The sequence below is a fragment of the Paenibacillus sp. CAU 1782 genome, from assembly GCF_054551715.1.
Window position 1 is genome coordinate 37,101 of sequence record NZ_JBTOLL010000006.1, and the last position, 19,350, is coordinate 56,450.

Here is a 19,350-nt window from a genome sequence, read left to right on the forward strand (position 1 = left end):
CATTTGTGAACATAAAGCTGCAAAAAAAATTGTATTTTTCTTAATTGGAGAAAATAGGACTTATGAACTGCACAAACCTATTCTAGCAATCTAGCAGCATGCTTTATTCCATCAAAAAGACGCCGGTCATTTAGACCGACGCCGATTAGTCTTTCAAAACACGGTAACCCCCCTTTATTTCGCCATGATAAAGAAAGGAAAATTTTCTTCGAGATAATTCATTCTTTCCGAATAATCTTGCTCTGCATGAGTTTCCGAAAGTATATTGCTCGACACTAACAAGTCATAAAATGATTTCAGCATCTCTGCTGATACAGCGGAAGTAATCATCATTCTTTGGCTGTCGAGCAGAACAGAAGATATTTTTTCAGGCTGTACAAGTTCAATTTGCACGCCGTTCCTGTCAATTATGAAATACATCTCCTTCACATTTTCAAACAACAAATGCTTTACCTCTGCCCCGTTTGCCAAGCGACTCTGAACTTCTTTCATTGAATAGCCTGGATTCGGATCATTTATCAGCAGCCATTTTGCAAATTCTATTGCATCGACTTCATCTGTATCGTATTTTTTCCAAACTGCTCCATTATCTTTGCTTATCTGTACTGCGTTATCCATCATGACACGAAGATATATTTCGTTGTCCGTATAAACTGCACGATACTTTGAAGACATAAGATTGTCTATCAGCTTCGGCACATCATATTTCTTGTTAAATGTTAAATCGTTCGGCATTAAATCTGTAATGGTGGCCCCTTGAGATAATGCGGGCACTATATCGGTTGTGATGGCACCTTGATATAGTGAGGACACACTATAGGCTTTTGGTTCGTCGTCACCCGTATAAGCTTCCGTTTTGTCCAATGCGGAAGTCGCAAAGATGATAACGACACTTGCTGCAAGCCCAATAGCGAGAAGCACCGAGGTGATCGTGATTTTTTTGGTTTTCATGATCGATATAATCCTTTCTTCAGTTGAGTTTTTGGAGAAACCGCTAATCATCGGCGACAAACCGACTTTCTTTTCTTCCAAACGTACAAGCGCCCTGGCATAGGCAGGTCTCGTGTTTTCCCCTAGTTTTCGTATGACTGTTTCATCACAGAATAGCTCGATATCACGGTTGGCAAGGAAATACATGACCCATATAAAGGGGTTGAACCAATGGACGCATACACTAGTGGCAAGAATCCATTTTTTTAGTATGTCGAATCGCTTGATATGCGTAAATTCGTGGGTCAGGATAAACGCAAGCTGCTTCTCATCGTCATAATCTAAATTTTTCGGCAAGAGTACAACAGGCCGAAAAATACCATATGTAAGAGGAGTGGAAATATGTTCTAGTTGCCTGATTTGAACATCTCGCCCTAACAAATTTGAATGCTGCCATGTTCTTATAAAATCATGACTAATAGGAACAGCCATTTTGTAGATTTTGCGATGCCTTACATGTGGAATGATAAAAAATATTGCACATAACGTAAAACCAACTGACCACACCCATACAAAAGGCGATATTTGTGAAGCCGACTCCAATGGGATAATCGGCGCAGTCACATGTTCTGTAATTGGTGGCATGATTACCTTAGTTCCATCAATAAATGTTGAACTTTCTGACACGGGTGACCATTTTGGCACTGCTAACTTTCTGCTTAAATGTTCCACTGCCGTAAAAATGCTGAATTGCGATTGAACCGAAACAGGTACAAGCAATTGAACTAATGCAACACCCCAAAGAAACATAAAGGTCATTTTGGGCAGCTTGTGAATAAACAAGAAACGCAAGAAAATAACTGCAAGTATAAAGACTGAAGCCGAGATACTTGTTTGAAGCAACGACATTCCTTCACCTCATTCCATGCTATCGATAAGGCGTTTCAAGCGGCTAATTTCGTCCGGCGACAGTCGTTTCTGTCCTAACAATGAAGCAATCAGTCTGTCGGGAGCGCCATCATACATTTTATTTATCAGTTCTGTTGTTTCGTGTTCTTGCGCCTGCTCTCGTGTAACAACCGCATGGCAAACGAAATTAGGCTCATGCCGCTCTATCGCCCCTTTATCTAGGCATCTCTTGATGATGGTATACGTTGTTGTTTTACTCCAACCTACTTTTTCTTTTGCTATTTCTGCAATTCTTTTTGCGGGGGTATCTCCGTTTCTCCACAAGATATCCATAATATTAAGTTCGCTATCGAATAGCTTCATAACCAAATGAATACACCTCTTCCATCGACATTCTACTACTGTAGAATCACACATCTATATTCTACTGGAATAGAATGCATTTGTCGATATCGTCCTGTGATTTTTTTACACCAATTTTCTCTTTCCCATGTAGTCCTTCTTGATTGTCTTTGAATTTTAATATTCAAACCAAAAAAGACGCCGATTATTCGACGTCAATCCATCGGTTCATATCACTTAAATATACCCATGACACAACCGATCTCAAAATATTTTTATTGAAACAAGTACTCAATTAGTAATATATTAACTAGAAGAACACTAAGAGGGGGTTACACTCATAAATTAATGAAAGCAATGTTTACGAGCATTGATTAATTTTTCAATATTTTTACATATATTTTTTGACACAGGTACCCCCTTCTATGGTGTCTCCTCAACTAATATATTATGAGCATAAATACATTACAAAAAAATTAAGATCAAAAGGAGCTTTTGTGATGACTGATTTGGAGATTCAAGTAAACGTGTTAAAGAGTTTATTAGAAGCAACAGACGCTGAGGTTAATAATTTTAATTGGATGATGGAGCGTATTTCAGCATACGGTCTATATCCATATGATGTGACTATGCATTATTATCCTAACTCTAGATATACCAAAAATGGAATGATGCAGGTGCCTAGCGAGTTTGCAGCATTTTGCAATTTCATCTCTAATCTGCAAGTCGAGAGTGCAATTGAGGTTGGGGTTCATAGAGGCAGAAGCTCATACTTTATAGCCGCTTTGTTGTTCAGGAAAAATAAAAATTTAAAATATACAATGGTAGACATATGTGACCATCTAGACAATTTTGAAGTATACAGTAAGATTATTCCATGCGTTAAAGTAATACCTGCAACATCGGAAGATTTTAAGGGCAAACACTTTGACTTTGTATTTATCGATGCTGATCATTCCTATGACGCTTCTATGCTTGATTTCCTTAACGTAGGGCAATTCGCAAACAAGGTTGTTTGTTTCCATGATATACATGGTCGAGAATATGATCAATTCAATGGCGGCATAGCTAGAACATGGAGAGAAGTTTCTATTCTGTCCAAACATTTCACTACCCTAACGTTTTCTCATTTCCCAAATCAATGGATGGGAATCGGCGTCTGTGTGAAGAATGAAATGAAGCAAGAAAACCTTCCTTCCTTTAACACTGAGGTTGCAAAAATCAAAGATTTCGTAAGTACAGATAAAAAGCTTTACCTTTACGGTTCTGGTAAACTTGGCGAATTATACTCTGAATTCATAAGGGATCTTGGAGGGAATGTAACCGCCTTTGTTATCTCCGATGATCAAACTAAGACAGCCGCTTCTAAGGACGGTATTACTATAATCCAAATGAATGAGGTATCTGATCATCCAGAAGACTGTCGGTTTGTTCTTTCTTTAAATGATATTTTTCACAAGAATATCGAAAGTACTCTTCGGGCAAAAGGGTACACCGATATATACTACTGTGGAGGCAATTTATTTCAGCTGATGTTAGATTCACATGTTAATTGATTTAAATTACGATAGAGGGTGCATGGCTGATCAATAAAATAAAAAGTTCATGGTTAAACTGGGATAGTAGGTTATGGCTGGACTGGAAAGAAAGATTAGCAAGAGGAATTTAATTTTCATCAAAAAGCCCCCTCCGAATAAAGAGGGGGCTTTACGCCTATGCATGTTTATCATTTCCTCCAGTTTTCCACCAAATGCTCTACCGCTGCCTGCTCAATGGCCAGTCCCTTCGTATAACGTTCCATAAACAAGGCAAAGCCATTTACATCCGAGCTATCGGGATAAACCTTCTGCCCTTCTTCATCATTGAACACTTTAGCGGCAAGGTAGTCAGCCAAAGCTTCGTGCTGTTTCTTATTAACCATATAAGATGCCAAAATGGCCATCCCCCATGCGCCGCCTTCGCCAGCCGTCGACATGACAGAAACCGGAACATTTAATGCCGCCGCGCACATTTTTTGACCTACTAGCGGCGTTTTGAACAATCCGCCATGCGCCAAAATCCCGTCAATCCTTACATTCTCCTTCTGTGTCAAAATATCCATTCCAAGCCTTAGCGCTGCAAAGGCGGCAAACAGATGTGTTCTCATAAAGTTAGCCAAATTAAAGCGGCTTTCCGGAGAACGAACGAACAGCGGCCGTCCCTTTGCAAACCCGGTAATATTTTCGCCCGAATAGTAGCCATAGCTCAGCAAGCCGCCGCCATCAGCATCTGCTTCCAGCGCTTTATTGAACAGGACGCTGAATAATTGGTTCATATCGGCCTTCTGCCCCATTACTGCATAACATTCATGGAACAAGCTGAGCCATGCATTAATATCGCTGGAGCAGTTGTTAGCAAGAACCATGGCGACAGGGCTGCCATCTGGTGTAGTCACGATATCAACCTCAGGGTACACCGCGGATAAATCTTGTTCCAGTACAAACATGGCAAAAATTGATGTCCCTACGGAAAGGTTGCCGGTACGTTTTTTGACACTATTCGTAGCGACCATGCCTGTGCCCGCATCGCCTTCCGGAGGACATAGCGGAATACCAGCTTGCAGGTTACCTGATGGATCTATTAACATGGCGCCGGCCTCAGTGAGATAATCAGTATGTTCACCTGCAGCATAAACCTTAGGTAAAATATGGTTAAGACTCCACCGGTAGCCTTTACCGGCAATTAATTCGGCAAATTGCTTGATCATGTCTCCATTATATTGATGGTTAGAACTATCAATCGGGAACATACCGGAAGCATCTCCTATACCAAGAGACTTCGTTCCTGTCAATAACCAATGGATATAACCAGATAGTGTCGTCATATAGTCTAGATTGGCAACATGCAGTTCATCATTTAATATCGCTTGATACAAATGTGCTATGCTCCAACGTTGAGGAATTTTAAACTGGAATGTTTCGGTTAGTACTGATGCAGCCGTCTCCGTTGTCGCATTGCGCCATGTACGGAAGGGAACAAGCAGTTCTCCTGCCTGATCAAGCGCAATATAACCTTGCATCATGGCAGAACACCCAATTGATCCGATTTTTTGCAAGGTTACACCGTAATGATTCTCAACCCCCTGCTTTAATTGGCGATAGGTTTCTTGTAACCCGCTAATGACTTCATTGAGATCGTAGGTCCAATAACCGTCAATTAATTGATTTTCCCACATATAGCTGCTGGAAGCGATTGTTCGATGATTGCCATCAATAAGTACCGCCTTGATTCTAGTGGAGCCAAACTCGATGCCAAGCGAGGTTTCTCCATTCATTATCGCTTGTTTAACATCTTGATCCATAAAGGCGCTGCTCCTTTCTCTATTTCCTAGCTAACAACAAACAGCACTCCACATGTGTGGGTTGTGTAATATGGGCAGTTCAGATGTGGCAGTATTCGCTTATTATTTTACGCCAATCTAATGCGATTTTACAGTTCACCCTTGGGGTGAACTTTTTATTTTGACAAACGAATTACATTACAGTAAACTGTAAATAATACAGTAAACTGTAATACAAACAGTTGAATGTCATAGGAGGTGTGCCATGAATAGCTATACCGCTAAACAAATAGCTGAAATTCTCCAACAAGATGACCCGCGTATGAATCTGCGAACGGTAAGGTACTACACTCAAATTGGTATGGTACCGCACCTTGAATTAGTGGGTAACAAACGGGTTTACACGGATAATCACATCCATTTCTTTCGTGCCATTATTACTTTGTCAAGAACCGGGGAAACACTGGCTTCCATTCAGGAGACGTTAAAAAAACTATCCTTAAAGGACATACAAAAAATAAGTCAGCAATTAACATGGTATGAACCTAGCCGTATTATTGAAAATGAAACTCTAAAGATAACGGATGATGTCATTATAACGATTAGTCCTCGAATTTCTGCGGAGTTAAAACAAAGAGTTATTGATTCAGTATCTCAAGCACTAAGGGGTGAAAACCAATAATGCTTAACATTAAATTAGCCAAGTCAAAGATGGAGAACGAAGAAGGAATGAATCATCTTTGGGTTCAGTTATTGCAGGATCAGGATGAAAAAGTTCAATCGCAAAAGTCGGAAATCCAAATCCAACTACCAAAAGGTATCTACCGCTCAATTAACCTTAATGGCTTTGTTGAGAATGACCGAGAACACATTGTAATTGATGTTTCCGACCAAGATGTGATCATAGAAATCTTTACCCAGGATGCGATTCAATGTGGTGAAATGACAATCGTAGTAAGCTTGCTGACAGCCGAGACTACGGTAAGCAAAGAAGTTTCGTTTCAAGTTGTCGAAGAGGATGAAATGGATATGGTTGAGATTGACGAACAAGTTGTCGAACGAATCAAAGAGTTAAGCAATGTCGCTCCACCCTACGACGCAGTAACAAATGTTGTATCCATTCAACCAAGGATACTGGAGAAAAGGAAAAATGAATTTTCGTACTTAGAAAAAAAATATCGTATTGACTACTGATGATGGAGGGGGTATAGCCATGAATTTGATTCCTTATGTTGTCGAGCAATCCTCTAGAGGCGAAAGAGCCTACGATATTTACTCCAGGCTACTGCAAGACCGAATCTTGTTCGTGTCCGGAGAAATTACCGACGATGTTGCCAATAGCGTTATAGCACAGCTTCTATACCTGGATGCCATGGATTCGGAAAAGGACATTAATATGTACATCAACTCACCGGGCGGTTCCATTACTGCAGGCATGGGAATCTACGATGCCATGCATTTAGTAAAGGCTGATGTAACAACACTATGTGTTGGAATGGCGGCTTCAATGGGTGCCTTTTTATTGGCAAATGGAGCGAATGGCAAACGGCTTGCACTTCCAAATAGTGAAATCATGATTCACCAACCTCTCGGCGGAGCGCGAGGTCAAGCAACTGATATTGAAATAAGCGCCAAACGCATTATTCGATTACGAGACAAAATAAACAAGATATTATCTCAACAAACAGGCCAAGCACTTGAGAAGATTGAACGAGATACCGACCGAGACAACTTTATGGATGCCCACGATGCAAAGACATACGGGTTAATTGACAAAGTGATACATGTAGCACAATAAAGAACGGATTGGTGGAGATGAATAAGTTCAACTAAAAGAGACCGCGCATGTATTGGCGGTCTTTTGTACGCACTTCAATTTAAAAAAACTACACGTAACAAACGCAGCTTAACATGGTTACAGACGGTTAAACAAACTGATATCCTATCAACGGTTAATTTGATTTAGGAGAAGATTGTCGAAAAGGAGTCAGAAACGGCTTGGGAATGTCTGTTTCAAAACGCAATAGATGACCTTTTGTAGGATGTATAAAAACTAACACTTGAGCATGAAGACCAAGTCGTTTAATTGCATTTGACTTCGAGCCGTATTTTTTATCCCCTACAATGGGATGTCCTATGTCCTGCATGTGGACCCTTATTTGATTTTTTCGCCCTGTTTCAAGTCGAACCTCAGATAAGGTAAAGTTGCTATTGGACTGAATGACTTTGTAATGTGTCACAGCGTGTTGACCGTCATTCGGACGATGACTGGAATACATTTTTAGCGTGCTGCTTTCTTTCAGCCAAGACGAAATCGTGCCTTCCGTTTTCTTGATTTTTCCTTCAACCAATGCAACGTATACACGTTCCTTTACGGTATCCTGCCAGGAGTTCTGAAGCAATTGCTGAACCCTCTCGCTCTTGGCAAACATCATTACACCGGAAGTATCTCGATCCAGACGATGAACGACAAAAACCCTGCTCTTAGGATCTTTAATTCGAACATGAGCCATTAGCTGACGGTAGGCTGTCATATCGTTTTCTTGGGGAGAAGCGACCGACAGCAAACCGGCATTCTTCTGGATGACGATGATATCCTCGTCCTCATGCAGAATAGATAGCCCGACGAATATCGGTTCTTCGACAACCTTATCCTTTCGTATGATAACCGTTTGTCCAGGCACAAGGGGGCAATTGTATTCTGTCACGACTCGATCGTTGACCGATACTTGTCCGCGAGCTAATATAGCTTTCACGGAGTTTCGACCGAGTTTGGATTGTTTCTGCAATAAAAAAAGCAGCAGCTCCGTCGGTTCTTTAACCGTATATTGACTGAAATTGGGACGGTTGACTTTAGAGTCGTTCGTTTTTTTCTTATGCACAATCGGGACCTCCTGCTTCAGTTAAGTGCTCAACCTGATATTCTCTCCACTATATCACAGACAGAGAGGGAAAGCTGTCCGCAACATTTCATTAGTCTTAAAATAGCGATTCTGCGAGAAGAAAGGATTATTTTGGAAAAGGCTCCTCCTCTACCGCCTCATCGCCATGCTATACTTAATGATACGAACACACACTCGTATTCCGGGAGGAGTCGGCCGACAATGACGAAAGCGGGAAGTATCTATTGCGCATGGGAGCCAAAGTTAGAACTCTATACAGCATTCCAAATTACACATGTGTTACAGCCCGAGAAAAAAGGAAAGGCGCAAAGCGTCGCCGTTTTGCTGCTTGATTGGACAGGCAGCAAGCTTCCGGATATTGAAGAGCTTCGGTCCGCCAGAGCGCTAATTACTAATTTTTATTTTTGGAATGATAAAACGGACCATTACATAACGGAAGGCCCCGTGCCTTCCAATTACATCTATATTGGTGATTTGTCCGTATACCGAGGAACGCGAGGATATTATCGACGCAGCGCAGAAGGCCCTTAAAGAAGTTTTTGATGCATTAAAAACGGCTTCGGTCGACATCAACGAACATGCCGTTTGGGAACATGTCGACGGCTTAAGAGACTTTTAGGAGCGCGTTACGCGACAAAAAGAAGAGCCCTCACTGCCGCGACAAAAGCGGGGTGAAGGGCTCCTCTTCCGTATTTAACGCTAGCTGTTCTTCCAGGGCCGAGGCTAGCCAGTCATCCACAGCCAAGGCTGCCTGACCGTCGGCCTTTACCCTTTTACAGATCCCAGCAATACGCCTTTAATGAAGAAACGCTGCGCGAAGGGATACATCACGATCATCGGAATCGAAACGATAACCATAGCGGCCAATTCGATTGTACGCGTGGTCACTTCCCCTTTGCCCTGGGCCGCCGTCAGCAGCTCCGCTACTGCCGGGTTGGAAAAAGCGGCAGAGCTGGACAACTGCTGGGCGGCAGAAGTGGTTTGCAATATTTTCAAGACCATATATTGCAGAGTCTGCAAATCAACATTTTGCGTAAAATACAAGGTTGTGCTGTAATCATTCCACACGCCAACCGCCGTAAATACTGACAAAGCGGCAAGAACCGGCTTGGATAGCGGGAGCACGATGCGGAAAAATACGGCGAACTCGCTTGCTCCGTCTATTTTGGCGGATTCGAACAACGCCTCGGGAATCCCCTTGTAATTGGCATTCAGAATAATGACATTCCAGAAGCCTGCAAACAGAGAAGGAATAATGTATACCAGATAACTGTCATAGAGCCCGAGCCAGTTCATCAACAGGAAGCTTGGAATAAGGCCGCCGCTGAAATACATGCTCGTGAAGCCCAAGGCAATGTACCATTTCCTGCCGAACAAATAGGACCGGGAGAACGCGTACGCAAACATCGCCGTATACAAAACGGAGACAACCGTAACAATGACGGTGCGCGTTGTCGTGATCCAGGTTGCTTGCAGCAAGCCGGGATCGGCAAACACCGCGCGCCAGCTTGCCCATGTAAACTCCCGCGGCCAAAAATAGACTGGGCCTCGCTGGAGATCGATTCCGCTGTTAAGAGAACTGACGACCGCATACCAGACCGGATAAACCGTTACGAAAATAATAAGCAGCATAATGAACGTATTTGTAACATTAAAGACGCGGTCTCCGGCAGACTTACCTCCAACCATTACGCCCCGCCTCCTTTAGAATAACCCTGATTTGGTGAATTTGTTGGATGCATAGTTCGCTCCTACCAGCAGCACCAGCGCCAGCACGGACTTCATCAGTCCAATCGCCGTAGCCAGGTCGAACTGGAATCTCAGCAAGCCCGTCTGATAGACATAGGTGTCAATGACCTGGCTGGCCGACATGTTAAGCGAGTTTTGCAGAACATATATCTGAGTAAAGTTATTGTTGAGCATGCCGCTGGCGGCAAAAATAATCAGGATCATCAAGGTTGGCATAATGCCCGGGATCGTAATATGCAGCATCCGCTTGAAACGGCCTGCGCCGTCGATCGCTGCCGCCTCATACAGAGATTGGTCAACGCCAGCCATCGCCGCCAGATAAAGAATGGCGCCCCAGCCTAAGTCCTTCAGCAAATTCGTTACAATCGCCAAGCCCCAAAAATATTTGGGATCAGCCAGAAATTGAATGGGCGAATCTACGAGATGCAGCTTAGTCAGCAAATAGTTAACGATCCCATTTTCCGGATTCAGGATCGTAATGACCAGACCGCCGTAAATGACCCAGGATAAAAAATGCGGCATGTAGGTAATCGTTTGAATCGTTGATTTAAAGCGTGCGCTGACCAGCTCATTGAGCAGCAGGGCAAAAATCAGGGTCACCGGAATGCCCACCAGCGATCCGATCAAATTGATGCCTAACGTATTTTTGACCATCGGCCAAAATTGAAAGCTTTCGAAGACTCGGGTAAAATTTTCGAAGTTGTTCCAAGGGCTGGTGAATATTCCCGCAACGCCAGTGATGGGATCGTATTTGACGAAAGCCAGCACAAGGCCGAACAATGGAATGAAATTAAAAACAAGCATAAAGAGAACCGCCGGCCACAGCATGACGATCAATTGCGATTGAGTACGCAAGTCCCGCTGCAGCGCATAGCTTTTTTTCTTCCCGGAGCCCGGGGCCGCCTCAGCGGGCGGTATCTGTATGGGTTTCATGCTGACACTCCTCCCCGGAAGAAGCGGAGAGTGCCGAAGGATTGCTTCGGCACTTCCCGGGATTCTTCCCTATTCTCTCCTACGAGTTGATGCCTTTAAGCGTGATTCCATAAACTTCTTCCTGCTTGTGGAATTGCTCGTTGATTTTAGCATTGATGTCGTCTATGCCCATCTTCTTCACTTGAGCAATCATGTCATCGTACAGTTGATTAAATGCCGCCTCGTCTTTGGCCAACACCATTTTTGAAATTTGCGACTCCAGATAAGCCTTGATTTCAAGTTTGGCGTTATCCAGCGAGCTGCCTGCTTCAATAAAGTTGCTTGGCATCGCGAGCGGAGATAAATCGTACAGTTGAGATTCTTTACCCAGCGTAGTCTGAACCTGCATAGCCATAATGCTGTCCACGCCACGAATGTCAGTCGGCGCTACAGTTGCATGGTCATGCCACGCAATATTGTGGAATGGCCAGAAGGCAAAAACGCCAATTTTTGAAAACTCGGCAGCTTGCTCAGCGTCTGCTTTAGTCTGAATCGCCAAGCCATTTGCATCAAGCGTGTACCCTTCACCCTCGAAACCGTAATAATTAAGCAGCAGGCCTTCATCGCTGGTCATGTAATTCAAAAACTTGGCAATACGTTCTGGATTTTTCGCCGTTTTCGCTATCACCGTATTCATCCAGCCGGTTCCCGCTTTGAGCGATTTGCCGTGAACTGGCGTTGCGCCTTTGTTGGAAATGACAGGACCAGGCGTTACCCATGTTGATGGGGAGTCCTCATCAGCAAAACCAGTATTTGCAGAGTTTCCAATAAATGCGAATACAGCTCCGCTTTTAATGGATTCTTTCGAATCGTCAGTTGTCATCTGGCTCGGATCGAAATAGCCGGCATTCGCTGCTTTAAAGAGGAACGCAATTGCATCTTTCGACTCATCCGCAAGAATGATATCCCGATAGTTCCCATCCTTATCGACAGCCATAGCGCCAAACATTCTTTGCAATACGCCTAGCGTTGTACCGCCATGCCCGGGGTTGCCGATTGTTATTGAATTGTAATTTTTACCATCAATGCGGAGGGGAGTCACGGGAACCCCATTTACTTTAAGTCCCTTGACCTTCTCCATTGCGGCCAGTACGCCCGCTTCCGTCTTCAAATCATCAACCGTAATTCCGGCCTGCTCCATAATTTGTTCATTAAACATGATGGAGCCGTTATCACGAAAATTCGCGGCATCTGCGTAAAAATCGCTGGATGGCGGATAAATTTCACGTGCATCAAGTGAGTCCATATGGCTTGGGAATGCATACCAGCCGCCATCCCGTTCGATCAGCGCTGTCTTGATGTCTTCCGGGAAAGAGCCATTCAGCAAATGCGAGTCGCTGCTGTATTGTTTGAGAAACTCATCAAGATCCCATACCTTGCCCGCATCAATCAGCTTTTTCATCAACGTATCGTCGGTAATGGTCATAATATCCGGCAGGTCTTTGTTGGAAACCAGCATCAGACTAAGCTTTGTACCGCCATCTTGAGCCGGAATGTCAAATTGGAAGCTCACCCCGGTTTTTTCAGTTATAACACCCTCAACGGTTTTGGAATCAAGGCTCCAGGGCGAAGGTGGATTCCAGCCGCTAACATCAGAAAACCAGCTAAGCATTACCGGGCTTCCGTCATCGCTTCCCGCAGCCGCCTCAGAATTTTTGTTACCGCTTGCATTTTCGCCTTCGCTATTTCCGCTCGAGCTGCAACCAGCCAGAACCAAAGCTACAGCCATCAAAAAAATGAAACAGGCCTTGATGTTTCTTGTCATGCAAATTCATCCCCCTGTGTCGTTTAATAGGCTTGCCCCCCTATATTAAAGCTATTTGCAGGCAAGACATATGGTTGCATTTTGGCTTTTTGGTCTAAATTTTGATTGCGCTTTCATTTTATATCTTTCGATATTTGCTAGGCGTAACGCCAAAATGCTTTTTGAACAATTTGTTGAAGTGAAAATAGTCCTTGTACCCCACTCGATCCACCACTTCCTGTATACTCAATTCCGGATCGCCCAGCAAATCCTTTGCTAGTTGAAGGCGTTTGTCAGTCACATATTCGGAATAGGTCTGTCCGGTCTCCCTCTTGAACAGATAGCTCAGGTGCCCAAGACTGATATTAAACTCTTTTGCCCATTGGCCCAGGGAAATATCTTGTGTATAGGCCACCTCGATTTGTTGAATGATGCTGAGGATTTGACCATTGGAAAAATCACTTTCCGGTTTGGCCGGCTGCTCGAAACAAGCCTTTAGGAATTCAAACAATCCTTCCAGCGTTTCAAAGCTCCTTCCGATTTGGGAGTAGTTCATATATTCCGGCTCCGGCACTTCCCCAGATTGGTTCTGATACTTGTGAATGACCGATACCATTTGATTAAAGAGCTTGGAGAATTGGTCGATATACAACCGATTCGTCTTACAGTTCTCCATCAGTTTGTCCAACCTGTCAAAAATCAAGCCGGTTTTGCCTTCCTTGACGGCGAGCTCCAGCTGCAGCATCCATTTTCCGATGTCGCTGGCAGGTTCTGCGGGCTGGTAAAGAGTGCAATTACTGCCCAGAGTCAAACGGCTGAACAACGCGATATCGGATTCCAGATAAAGCTTGCCGACCGAAGCTTGGGCATCGCCGATCCCGCTTATACCTAACGCATCAAATTCTCCCAGACAACGTGAGACCAACCGGGACGCTTCATTGTCCTTCAATTTATCGGCATGGTGAAACAGGAGCAAATATGACAGCTTATCGATCCCCGTCCGAAAAGAAAGCGCCGTAACTCCCTCGTTTCTGAAGCGCAGCAAAACATCCTTCTCTCTGCCGTCCATCGGCGCACCCAACGCCGTCGCAAACCGGCAGCCAGCCATTTCGGAGGCATACCCTTTACTCCGCAATAGATCGCCGACGGCTGCTTCACTTTTGGGATCGAACAGCTCAAACAGCTCCACGAGCAGCTCGCGTTCTTTTCCGCTCCGCCGCCGTTTCTCCTGAAGCTTTTCCAAACAGCGGCTCATCGTCTCCACCAACTTTGGCCGTTCAACCTGCTTGACCAAATAATCAAAGGCGCCAAGCCGCAAAGCGTCCCTCGCATACTCAAATTCCGCATAGCCGCTAACAAAAATCACTTCAGCATCAATGCCGGCTTGAACCATTCGGTCCAATAATGCGATGCCGTCCAAACCGGGCATGCGAATATCGGAAATGATAACGTCAGGTTCCTCCTCCTGTATCATCCGAAGCGCCGTCAAGCCGTCATGAGCTTGTCCGATTATAGTAAAGCCCGACTGCTCCCAATCAATTAATCGGGTCAGGCCGTACGCCACCCAAGGTTCATCATCCACGATCAATACGGTAAACATCGGCGTATTCCTCCCGGTCTTTGTTGTCTGCGGGAAACGTCAGCGTAATAACGGTTCCCCTTTGCGGCTCGCTTTCAACTGCCATGCTTGCATCATCGCCGTAAAACAGCCGCAAGCGCTGATAAATATTAAGCAGGCCAATTCCTTTATCCGTAGCCTGGTGCGAGAAGCCGTTATCAAGCTGTTGGAACGTCTCCATCAGCTTGTCATACCTCTCCTTATCCATCCCTTGCCCGTCGTCCGTAATGCTAAACTGAATATCGCGGTATTCTGTGTAGCGGATGCCGATTACGACCGAACCCCTTCCAACCTTCCGTTCCAGGCCGTGAAAAACGGCATTTTCCACAATTGGCTGGAGCAGCATCTTGAGCATTTGTTCCTCCAGCACCTCATCCTCGGCTTCGATTGCGATGGAGAAACGCCCCATAAATCGAAAATCGATAATTTTTGCGTATTCCCTGATGTTGGCTATCTCATCCCGGATAAGAACCATATGGCTCCCTTTTACAGCGTACCGAAACATATTGGATAATGAGTTGGAAATATCGGCTATCATCTCGACTTCATAATGCAGCGCAACCGCCCGAATGCTTTCCAGCGTGTTGTACAAAAAATGAGGATTGATCTGATTGCGGAACGCAATAATTTCCATCTGCTTTTTGGATAGCTCAATTTCATACATGCGGGCCTGCGTTTCTTGAATCTCCTTGCTCAGGTTATCGATATCATCAAGCATTTTGTTCAGGTTCATGCCCAATACTCCAATTTCGTTATTGTGCACGATTTGAAAGCGGATTTCTCCTCCCCGCCTGGCGTAAGCCTTGATAAAATCGATCAGTTGCCGGACAGGCTTCAAGATGCGCGCAAAAAAGATAAACAGAAACAAACCTACAATACATGCAATTAGCAAATACGCAATTAAGTTAAAGCGGCGGACCGTGTCCAATTCCTCCAGCAATTCTCCTCGCGGAATGATGCTGACCAGCTTCCAATCGGAGCTTGGCAGCGTCAACGTTTGGACAATATAGTTCGGGTTGCCTTCCCATTGCCCGATATCCAGAGGAGACTCCACCCCGGCTTATTGCCTTCTGCGGCAATAAGCCGGTTATCCGGATCCAAAAGCAGCACTTGAGAGGATTCCGTTGCTTTGGCGCTTTGCAAAATCGGTGTGAAGTTGGAAGCATCCATGAAGAATCGCCCCATCCCGACAAACCTGGTTGCGATCCGGTTGTTGTCCAGCTTGTAGATCGGAATCGTAATGGTGTAAAAAACACGTTTGCTGTCGCGAGGATCAGAGATATCGATATCAACCAGACCGGAATATTGAATGGAACTGGTTTGAACCGGAAGCTGCTCCACACTCCCGATGCCAAGGTTAGCCAAGTAAGTGCCTTCTTCATCAAATAACTGAACTCCCCGGATATTTGTTTTCAACAACATCGCATTCGCAAATACAGCCAATACTTCACGATTTGCAAGCACCCTTGTTATGGGATCGTCTGTGCTTAAGTATTCCTGGATAGTGGGACTGTAATAAATAAAGCTGGAGATGCCTTCGATATCTGCATCGAAGCTTTTCATCTTTTCTTCCACCTGAAAAAAAATTTGATTAACGGTGTCGGTTACCTTATCCTCAATAATCCGCTTGGCGAACATATTGGTGATCAAGTAAGACAGCAGCAGAATCAGTAGCATAAGCGCACTCAGGAACAAAAGCTGCCGAAAAAGGCTCATTTGCTTTATTTTCTGCCCTAACCTCATGTTGCCCCTCCTTTCAGTGCATGCTCAATAGCATACACTTAGATCAGGTTTAAATCCATATGAGCGCCTGCGCCCTCTCTTCCACTTTCCAGGGAACGGCAAAAAGCCTCCGGCTCCTTAAAAGGCGGCCGGAGACTATCGAAACCAATCAGAGCGTCTATGGCATCAGGGTGTCGCATTCTATCAGGTCATGAGCTAAAACGGCCTGTCATCGCCAGCTCAGCGGAAAGCCCGTTACCCTATAAACGTCCAAGCAGATCCAGACGAAGCGGAGTAAAGGTATCCAGCAGCTTGCTAGCCTTCAGCGCGCGGCAGCCATGCTCGGCATTGCTTGGAATGACAAGTGTGTCGCCTGCGGAAATGACCGTTTTTTCGCCATTGATCGAAAACTCCAGCTGCCCTTCCAGGCAATAAGACATTTGCTCATGCGGATGACTGTGCAGATACCCCTCGGCACCTTCCTCAAAATGAACCTCCATCATCATCACGGCTTCTCCGGGATTAAAAATCTTTCTTTTGACGCCTGGCTCCGCGTTTTCCCATTCATTCAGCTTTTTCATATTGTTATCCTCCCGTGGTTAACGTTCTATACGTATTGCGTTTTATTGTAGCTCCGGACAAAACAAAGCTTGTACCCATCGGTCGTCTCCAATGCCATCGTCCGGCGGTTAAACTGCGGCGCAAGCCCCTTGCATGTCTCCCGGAAAGTCTTGAAGTCCCCGTGCTCCTCCCGTGAACCCAGCTTGCAATAATACGCGGACAGCCTGTTATACGCCCGGTATTCGCAATGGAACAAACGATCGTCATGAGGCGTCAGCTCTTCGCTGCACCAGATGCCGATGTAGCCGCCGTCCTTATGGGCGAAAAGCCAGCTCCCGTCCCGTTCAAAGCCGTCCAGCTTGTCTTCCGGGAAAAACAAATGCGTAAACGCAACAGGATGATCGTCCGCGATTTCGTAAATGGCGCCTAACGCGCTGCCTTCCTGCCGGATGGCCGGCATGATGCCGTTGCCGTACCAATAGCCGGGTCTCATGCCCCCGTCATCGGCAAGCTCGCCGGGATGATTGCTGTAGATGACCGTGTCGTTGTCAAGAGCCGCATACCACATATGCTGCTGATAGCCATACACGCCGGGTTCAAATCGGGTAGTTCCGTGAAACCGTTCGTTAAACGACTTCACGTAATCGTTGGACTCTACGTCCACATCTTCGTCAAAGCTGATATTATCCCAAAATACTTGCGATTCGTCCCATCTCGGCGATTGGACCGAAGTCAGCATGTACCGTTCCTGTTTGTTCAGCTTCACCAAAGCGTTCCCTGTCCGGTATGCATCCTCCAGCGGTTGATCCATCAGCTCGCTGGCGGAATAAGGAAGACGATAGCGGCTGTTCATCAGGAAGACAAGCCACTCGCTGTTTCCAGCAGGAATTTCCGGATTCAACAGATGCATAAGCGACTGTGCTGCCTGTGTAAACGGCAGGATGACCGAGCGATAAATGCGGGCTTGAGGCGCAATAATGGAACCTCTGAACGTATGGCGGGCAAAAGCATTCAGCATGCCGTCGATCAGCGCCGAAGCCCGGTTCGATTCCTCAACTTCCATGTAGTCCACCACATTAAGCAGCGCGCCAAGCGTAACGCACATATAGTCGGCGCTAAGAAACTCCTCGAATCCCCAACGCTCCACGTCTTCCAGCCATTCGCGGATTTTGCCCAAAGCAACGGCTTGGGTCTCAACGCCGCTTCGTCCCGATCTTGCAAAATGCCGGTCCGGATATTTCTTTCCTGCCATATAGGCGCAAATATAAAACATGAGCGCATGGTTTTCGCTCCAGAAGCACATGGCGTCGGAGCCTTCCTCGGTCATCCAATACCGGTAGTTCAGAATCGCGCGTTCCGCCCGCTGCTCCAGCTCCTCTGGCAAGTCATGCTGCTCCATTAGGCGAAGCAAACCTGCCAGGAAAAAATCCGAGCAATCCTCGCGCTGCTCGATTTGACCGAGCGCCCGTCCGATATGCTGTTCATCGCATGGAGCGTTCAACCCAAGATTCCAGCGCGCCAGCACATAAAACAGGCCAAAGCGCAGCGGCTTGAACTCAGCCTCCGACCCAATTTGCGCCAGCTCGCGGAATAGCTCGTTCCTGACCGTTTCATGGTCGGCCCCTGCACGGTAAACGGGACGTTGGTTCTGGAGAAGCTCGATTTTGCGGCTTAGCTTTTTCTCCCCGATTACTCCGTAGACAACAGCAAATGCAGCATTTCCGTCAATCTCTATCGCAACCGAAGCGCTTCCGGCAGCTTCGACTGGGAAAGCCTCGTCAGGGGCAGCTTTGTCGGGGGCAGCCCCGTCCCTGTCGGGAGCAACTTCGTCAAGGGCCGCACCTGCCGCTCCAATGATGTCCGTCAGCTCCTGGCCACCGGCCGCTTCTTCGCCATAAGCTAAAAACACCTTGCATGGAGGGTTTCGGGGAAGCAGAAGCCGACCATCCTTAAACCCGAGACCCGATAGCCAGCGGTCAAGCTGAAGGAACGGAGCGGCAGCCGCGGCATCAGGCACGCCAGCCGTTACCTGATCCAGCCCTTCCAGCAGTTGAATGCCGAAGATACTGCGGGTATCCCGCACCGCAAGATTTTGCAAGGACAATACAATTATATTTTCACCCTTGCGCAGCTTAAACGTCATCTCCGTCTTGCTAATCGGCTTATAGACGGGTTCTTGCACCGAAACAACCTTTTCGCCGTTCAGCCACACATCCACTGCCGCATACGTCCACAGCAAGGCGGCAACGTCCAGGTCTTCCTCGACGAGCAGGACGGTCGAAGCCAGCAATTCCACCTTCCCAAGCGTTAGCGCAAAATGGCTGACGTTCACAAAACCGCTGCAGGGATACAAATAGTCCCACGGCTTCCCGAGCTTGCTTGTTTTGCCCAAAGCAATGTCCTCGGCGCGGACAGGAAGGTCCTGATTTCTGTCGGCAACCAGCGATCTCAAATATTGCTCGTATTCAATACCGTTTTGACCCTGATTGGCGTACCCGTCAAACGGACTGATTCTTGGACCCGAAACCAGATAATGCGTCAAAAAGCCGCTTTGCTTGTCCATTCTCTCCGCTCCTTCTCC

Annotated in this window: 17 protein-coding genes; 5 read left to right on the forward strand and 12 right to left on the reverse strand. The window is 45.9% G+C overall.

Features of this window, described 5'->3' with window-relative positions; translation table 11 throughout:
- Window positions 1–174 precede the first annotated feature (174 nt).
- Together ACX93W_RS15030 and ACX93W_RS15035 are read right to left on the reverse strand one after the other, a co-directional pair.
- Window positions 175–1,839: a M56 family metallopeptidase gene (locus ACX93W_RS15030; protein WP_459393192.1), complete on the reverse strand. Its 1,665-nt coding sequence runs from the start codon at window positions 1,837–1,839 to the stop codon at window positions 175–177.
- Between the two features lie 9 nt (window positions 1,840–1,848).
- The gene (locus tag ACX93W_RS15035) at window positions 1,849–2,202 is read right to left on the reverse strand and encodes a BlaI/MecI/CopY family transcriptional regulator (RefSeq protein ID WP_459393356.1); all 354 of its coding nucleotides are present in this window, start codon (window positions 2,200–2,202) and stop codon (window positions 1,849–1,851) included.
- A 479-nt stretch (window positions 2,203–2,681) separates the two neighbouring features.
- On the opposite strand from ACX93W_RS15035, the gene ACX93W_RS15040 reads away from it, so the two are divergent.
- A complete protein-coding gene (locus tag ACX93W_RS15040) occupies window positions 2,682–3,737 on the forward strand; it encodes a class I SAM-dependent methyltransferase (protein WP_459393193.1) in 1,056 nt (351 codons plus the stop codon).
- Between the two features lie 170 nt (window positions 3,738–3,907).
- On the opposite strand, the gene ACX93W_RS15045 is transcribed toward ACX93W_RS15040, so the two are convergent.
- Window positions 3,908–5,521 carry a xylulokinase gene (locus tag ACX93W_RS15045; protein ID WP_459393194.1) on the reverse strand — a complete coding sequence of 538 codons (1,614 nt, stop codon included), beginning with the start codon at window positions 5,519–5,521 and terminating at the stop codon, window positions 3,908–3,910.
- Between the two features lie 244 nt (window positions 5,522–5,765).
- On the opposite strand from ACX93W_RS15045, the gene ACX93W_RS15050 reads away from it, so the two are divergent.
- Genes ACX93W_RS15050 through clpP form a run of 3 tightly spaced genes read left to right on the forward strand, consistent with a single transcriptional unit; the run spans window position 5,766 to window position 7,298 of the window.
- A complete protein-coding gene (locus ACX93W_RS15050; protein WP_459393195.1) occupies window positions 5,766–6,182 on the forward strand; it encodes a MerR family transcriptional regulator in 417 nt (138 codons plus the stop codon).
- Window positions 6,182–6,694, forward strand: a complete 513-nt coding sequence (locus tag ACX93W_RS15055; protein ID WP_459393196.1) for a hypothetical protein — start codon at window positions 6,182–6,184, stop codon at window positions 6,692–6,694. Before ACX93W_RS15050 ends, ACX93W_RS15055 begins: the two co-directional genes overlap by 1 nt.
- Window positions 6,695–6,713: 19 nt before the next feature.
- Window positions 6,714–7,298: an ATP-dependent Clp endopeptidase proteolytic subunit ClpP gene (gene clpP, locus ACX93W_RS15060; RefSeq protein ID WP_459393197.1), complete on the forward strand. Its 585-nt coding sequence runs from the start codon at window positions 6,714–6,716 to the stop codon at window positions 7,296–7,298.
- A 154-nt stretch (window positions 7,299–7,452) separates the two neighbouring features.
- Here clpP and ACX93W_RS15065 read toward each other — a convergent pair whose 3' ends face one another.
- Window positions 7,453–8,382 carry an RluA family pseudouridine synthase gene (locus ACX93W_RS15065; RefSeq protein ID WP_459393198.1) on the reverse strand — a complete coding sequence of 310 codons (930 nt, stop codon included), beginning with the start codon at window positions 8,380–8,382 and terminating at the stop codon, window positions 7,453–7,455.
- A 222-nt stretch (window positions 8,383–8,604) separates the two neighbouring features.
- Between ACX93W_RS15065 and ACX93W_RS15070 the strand changes: the two genes are divergently transcribed.
- On the forward strand, window positions 8,605–8,934 hold the full coding sequence (locus ACX93W_RS15070) for a hypothetical protein (RefSeq protein ID WP_459393199.1): 330 nt from the start codon (window positions 8,605–8,607) through the stop codon (window positions 8,932–8,934).
- 234 nt (window positions 8,935–9,168) lie between these two features.
- On the opposite strand, the gene ACX93W_RS15075 is transcribed toward ACX93W_RS15070, so the two are convergent.
- The 8 genes from ACX93W_RS15075 to ACX93W_RS15110 all read right to left on the reverse strand — a co-directional run bounded on the left by ACX93W_RS15075 (window position 9,169) and on the right by ACX93W_RS15110 (window position 19,332).
- A complete protein-coding gene (locus ACX93W_RS15075) occupies window positions 9,169–10,092 on the reverse strand; it encodes a carbohydrate ABC transporter permease (protein WP_459393200.1) in 924 nt (307 codons plus the stop codon).
- Between the two features lie 15 nt (window positions 10,093–10,107).
- Window positions 10,108–11,085, reverse strand: coding sequence for an ABC transporter permease (locus tag ACX93W_RS15080; RefSeq protein ID WP_459393201.1), 978 nt, complete (start codon window positions 11,083–11,085; stop codon window positions 10,108–10,110).
- Window positions 11,086–11,164: 79 nt separating this feature from the next.
- Window positions 11,165–12,889: an extracellular solute-binding protein gene (locus ACX93W_RS15085; protein WP_459393202.1), complete on the reverse strand. Its 1,725-nt coding sequence runs from the start codon at window positions 12,887–12,889 to the stop codon at window positions 11,165–11,167.
- A 118-nt stretch (window positions 12,890–13,007) separates the two neighbouring features.
- A complete protein-coding gene (locus tag ACX93W_RS15090; protein ID WP_459393203.1) occupies window positions 13,008–14,468 on the reverse strand; it encodes a response regulator in 1,461 nt (486 codons plus the stop codon).
- Window positions 14,443–15,540, reverse strand: a complete 1,098-nt coding sequence (locus ACX93W_RS15095; RefSeq protein ID WP_459393204.1) for a sensor histidine kinase — start codon at window positions 15,538–15,540, stop codon at window positions 14,443–14,445. The genes ACX93W_RS15090 and ACX93W_RS15095 overlap by 26 nt, the downstream gene beginning before the upstream one ends.
- Complete coding sequence (locus tag ACX93W_RS15100; RefSeq protein WP_459393205.1) at window positions 15,477–16,229, reverse strand: cache domain-containing protein; 753 nt, start codon at window positions 16,227–16,229, stop codon at window positions 15,477–15,479. Before ACX93W_RS15100 ends, ACX93W_RS15095 begins: the two co-directional genes overlap by 64 nt.
- Window positions 16,230–16,468: 239 nt before the next feature.
- Complete coding sequence (locus ACX93W_RS15105; protein ID WP_459393206.1) at window positions 16,469–16,789, reverse strand: cupin domain-containing protein; 321 nt, start codon at window positions 16,787–16,789, stop codon at window positions 16,469–16,471.
- Window positions 16,790–16,815: 26 nt separating this feature from the next.
- Entirely contained in the window at window positions 16,816–19,332 is a 2,517-nt protein-coding gene (locus ACX93W_RS15110; RefSeq protein ID WP_459393207.1) for a hypothetical protein, read from the reverse strand.
- Between the last annotated feature and the right edge of the window lie 18 nt (window positions 19,333–19,350).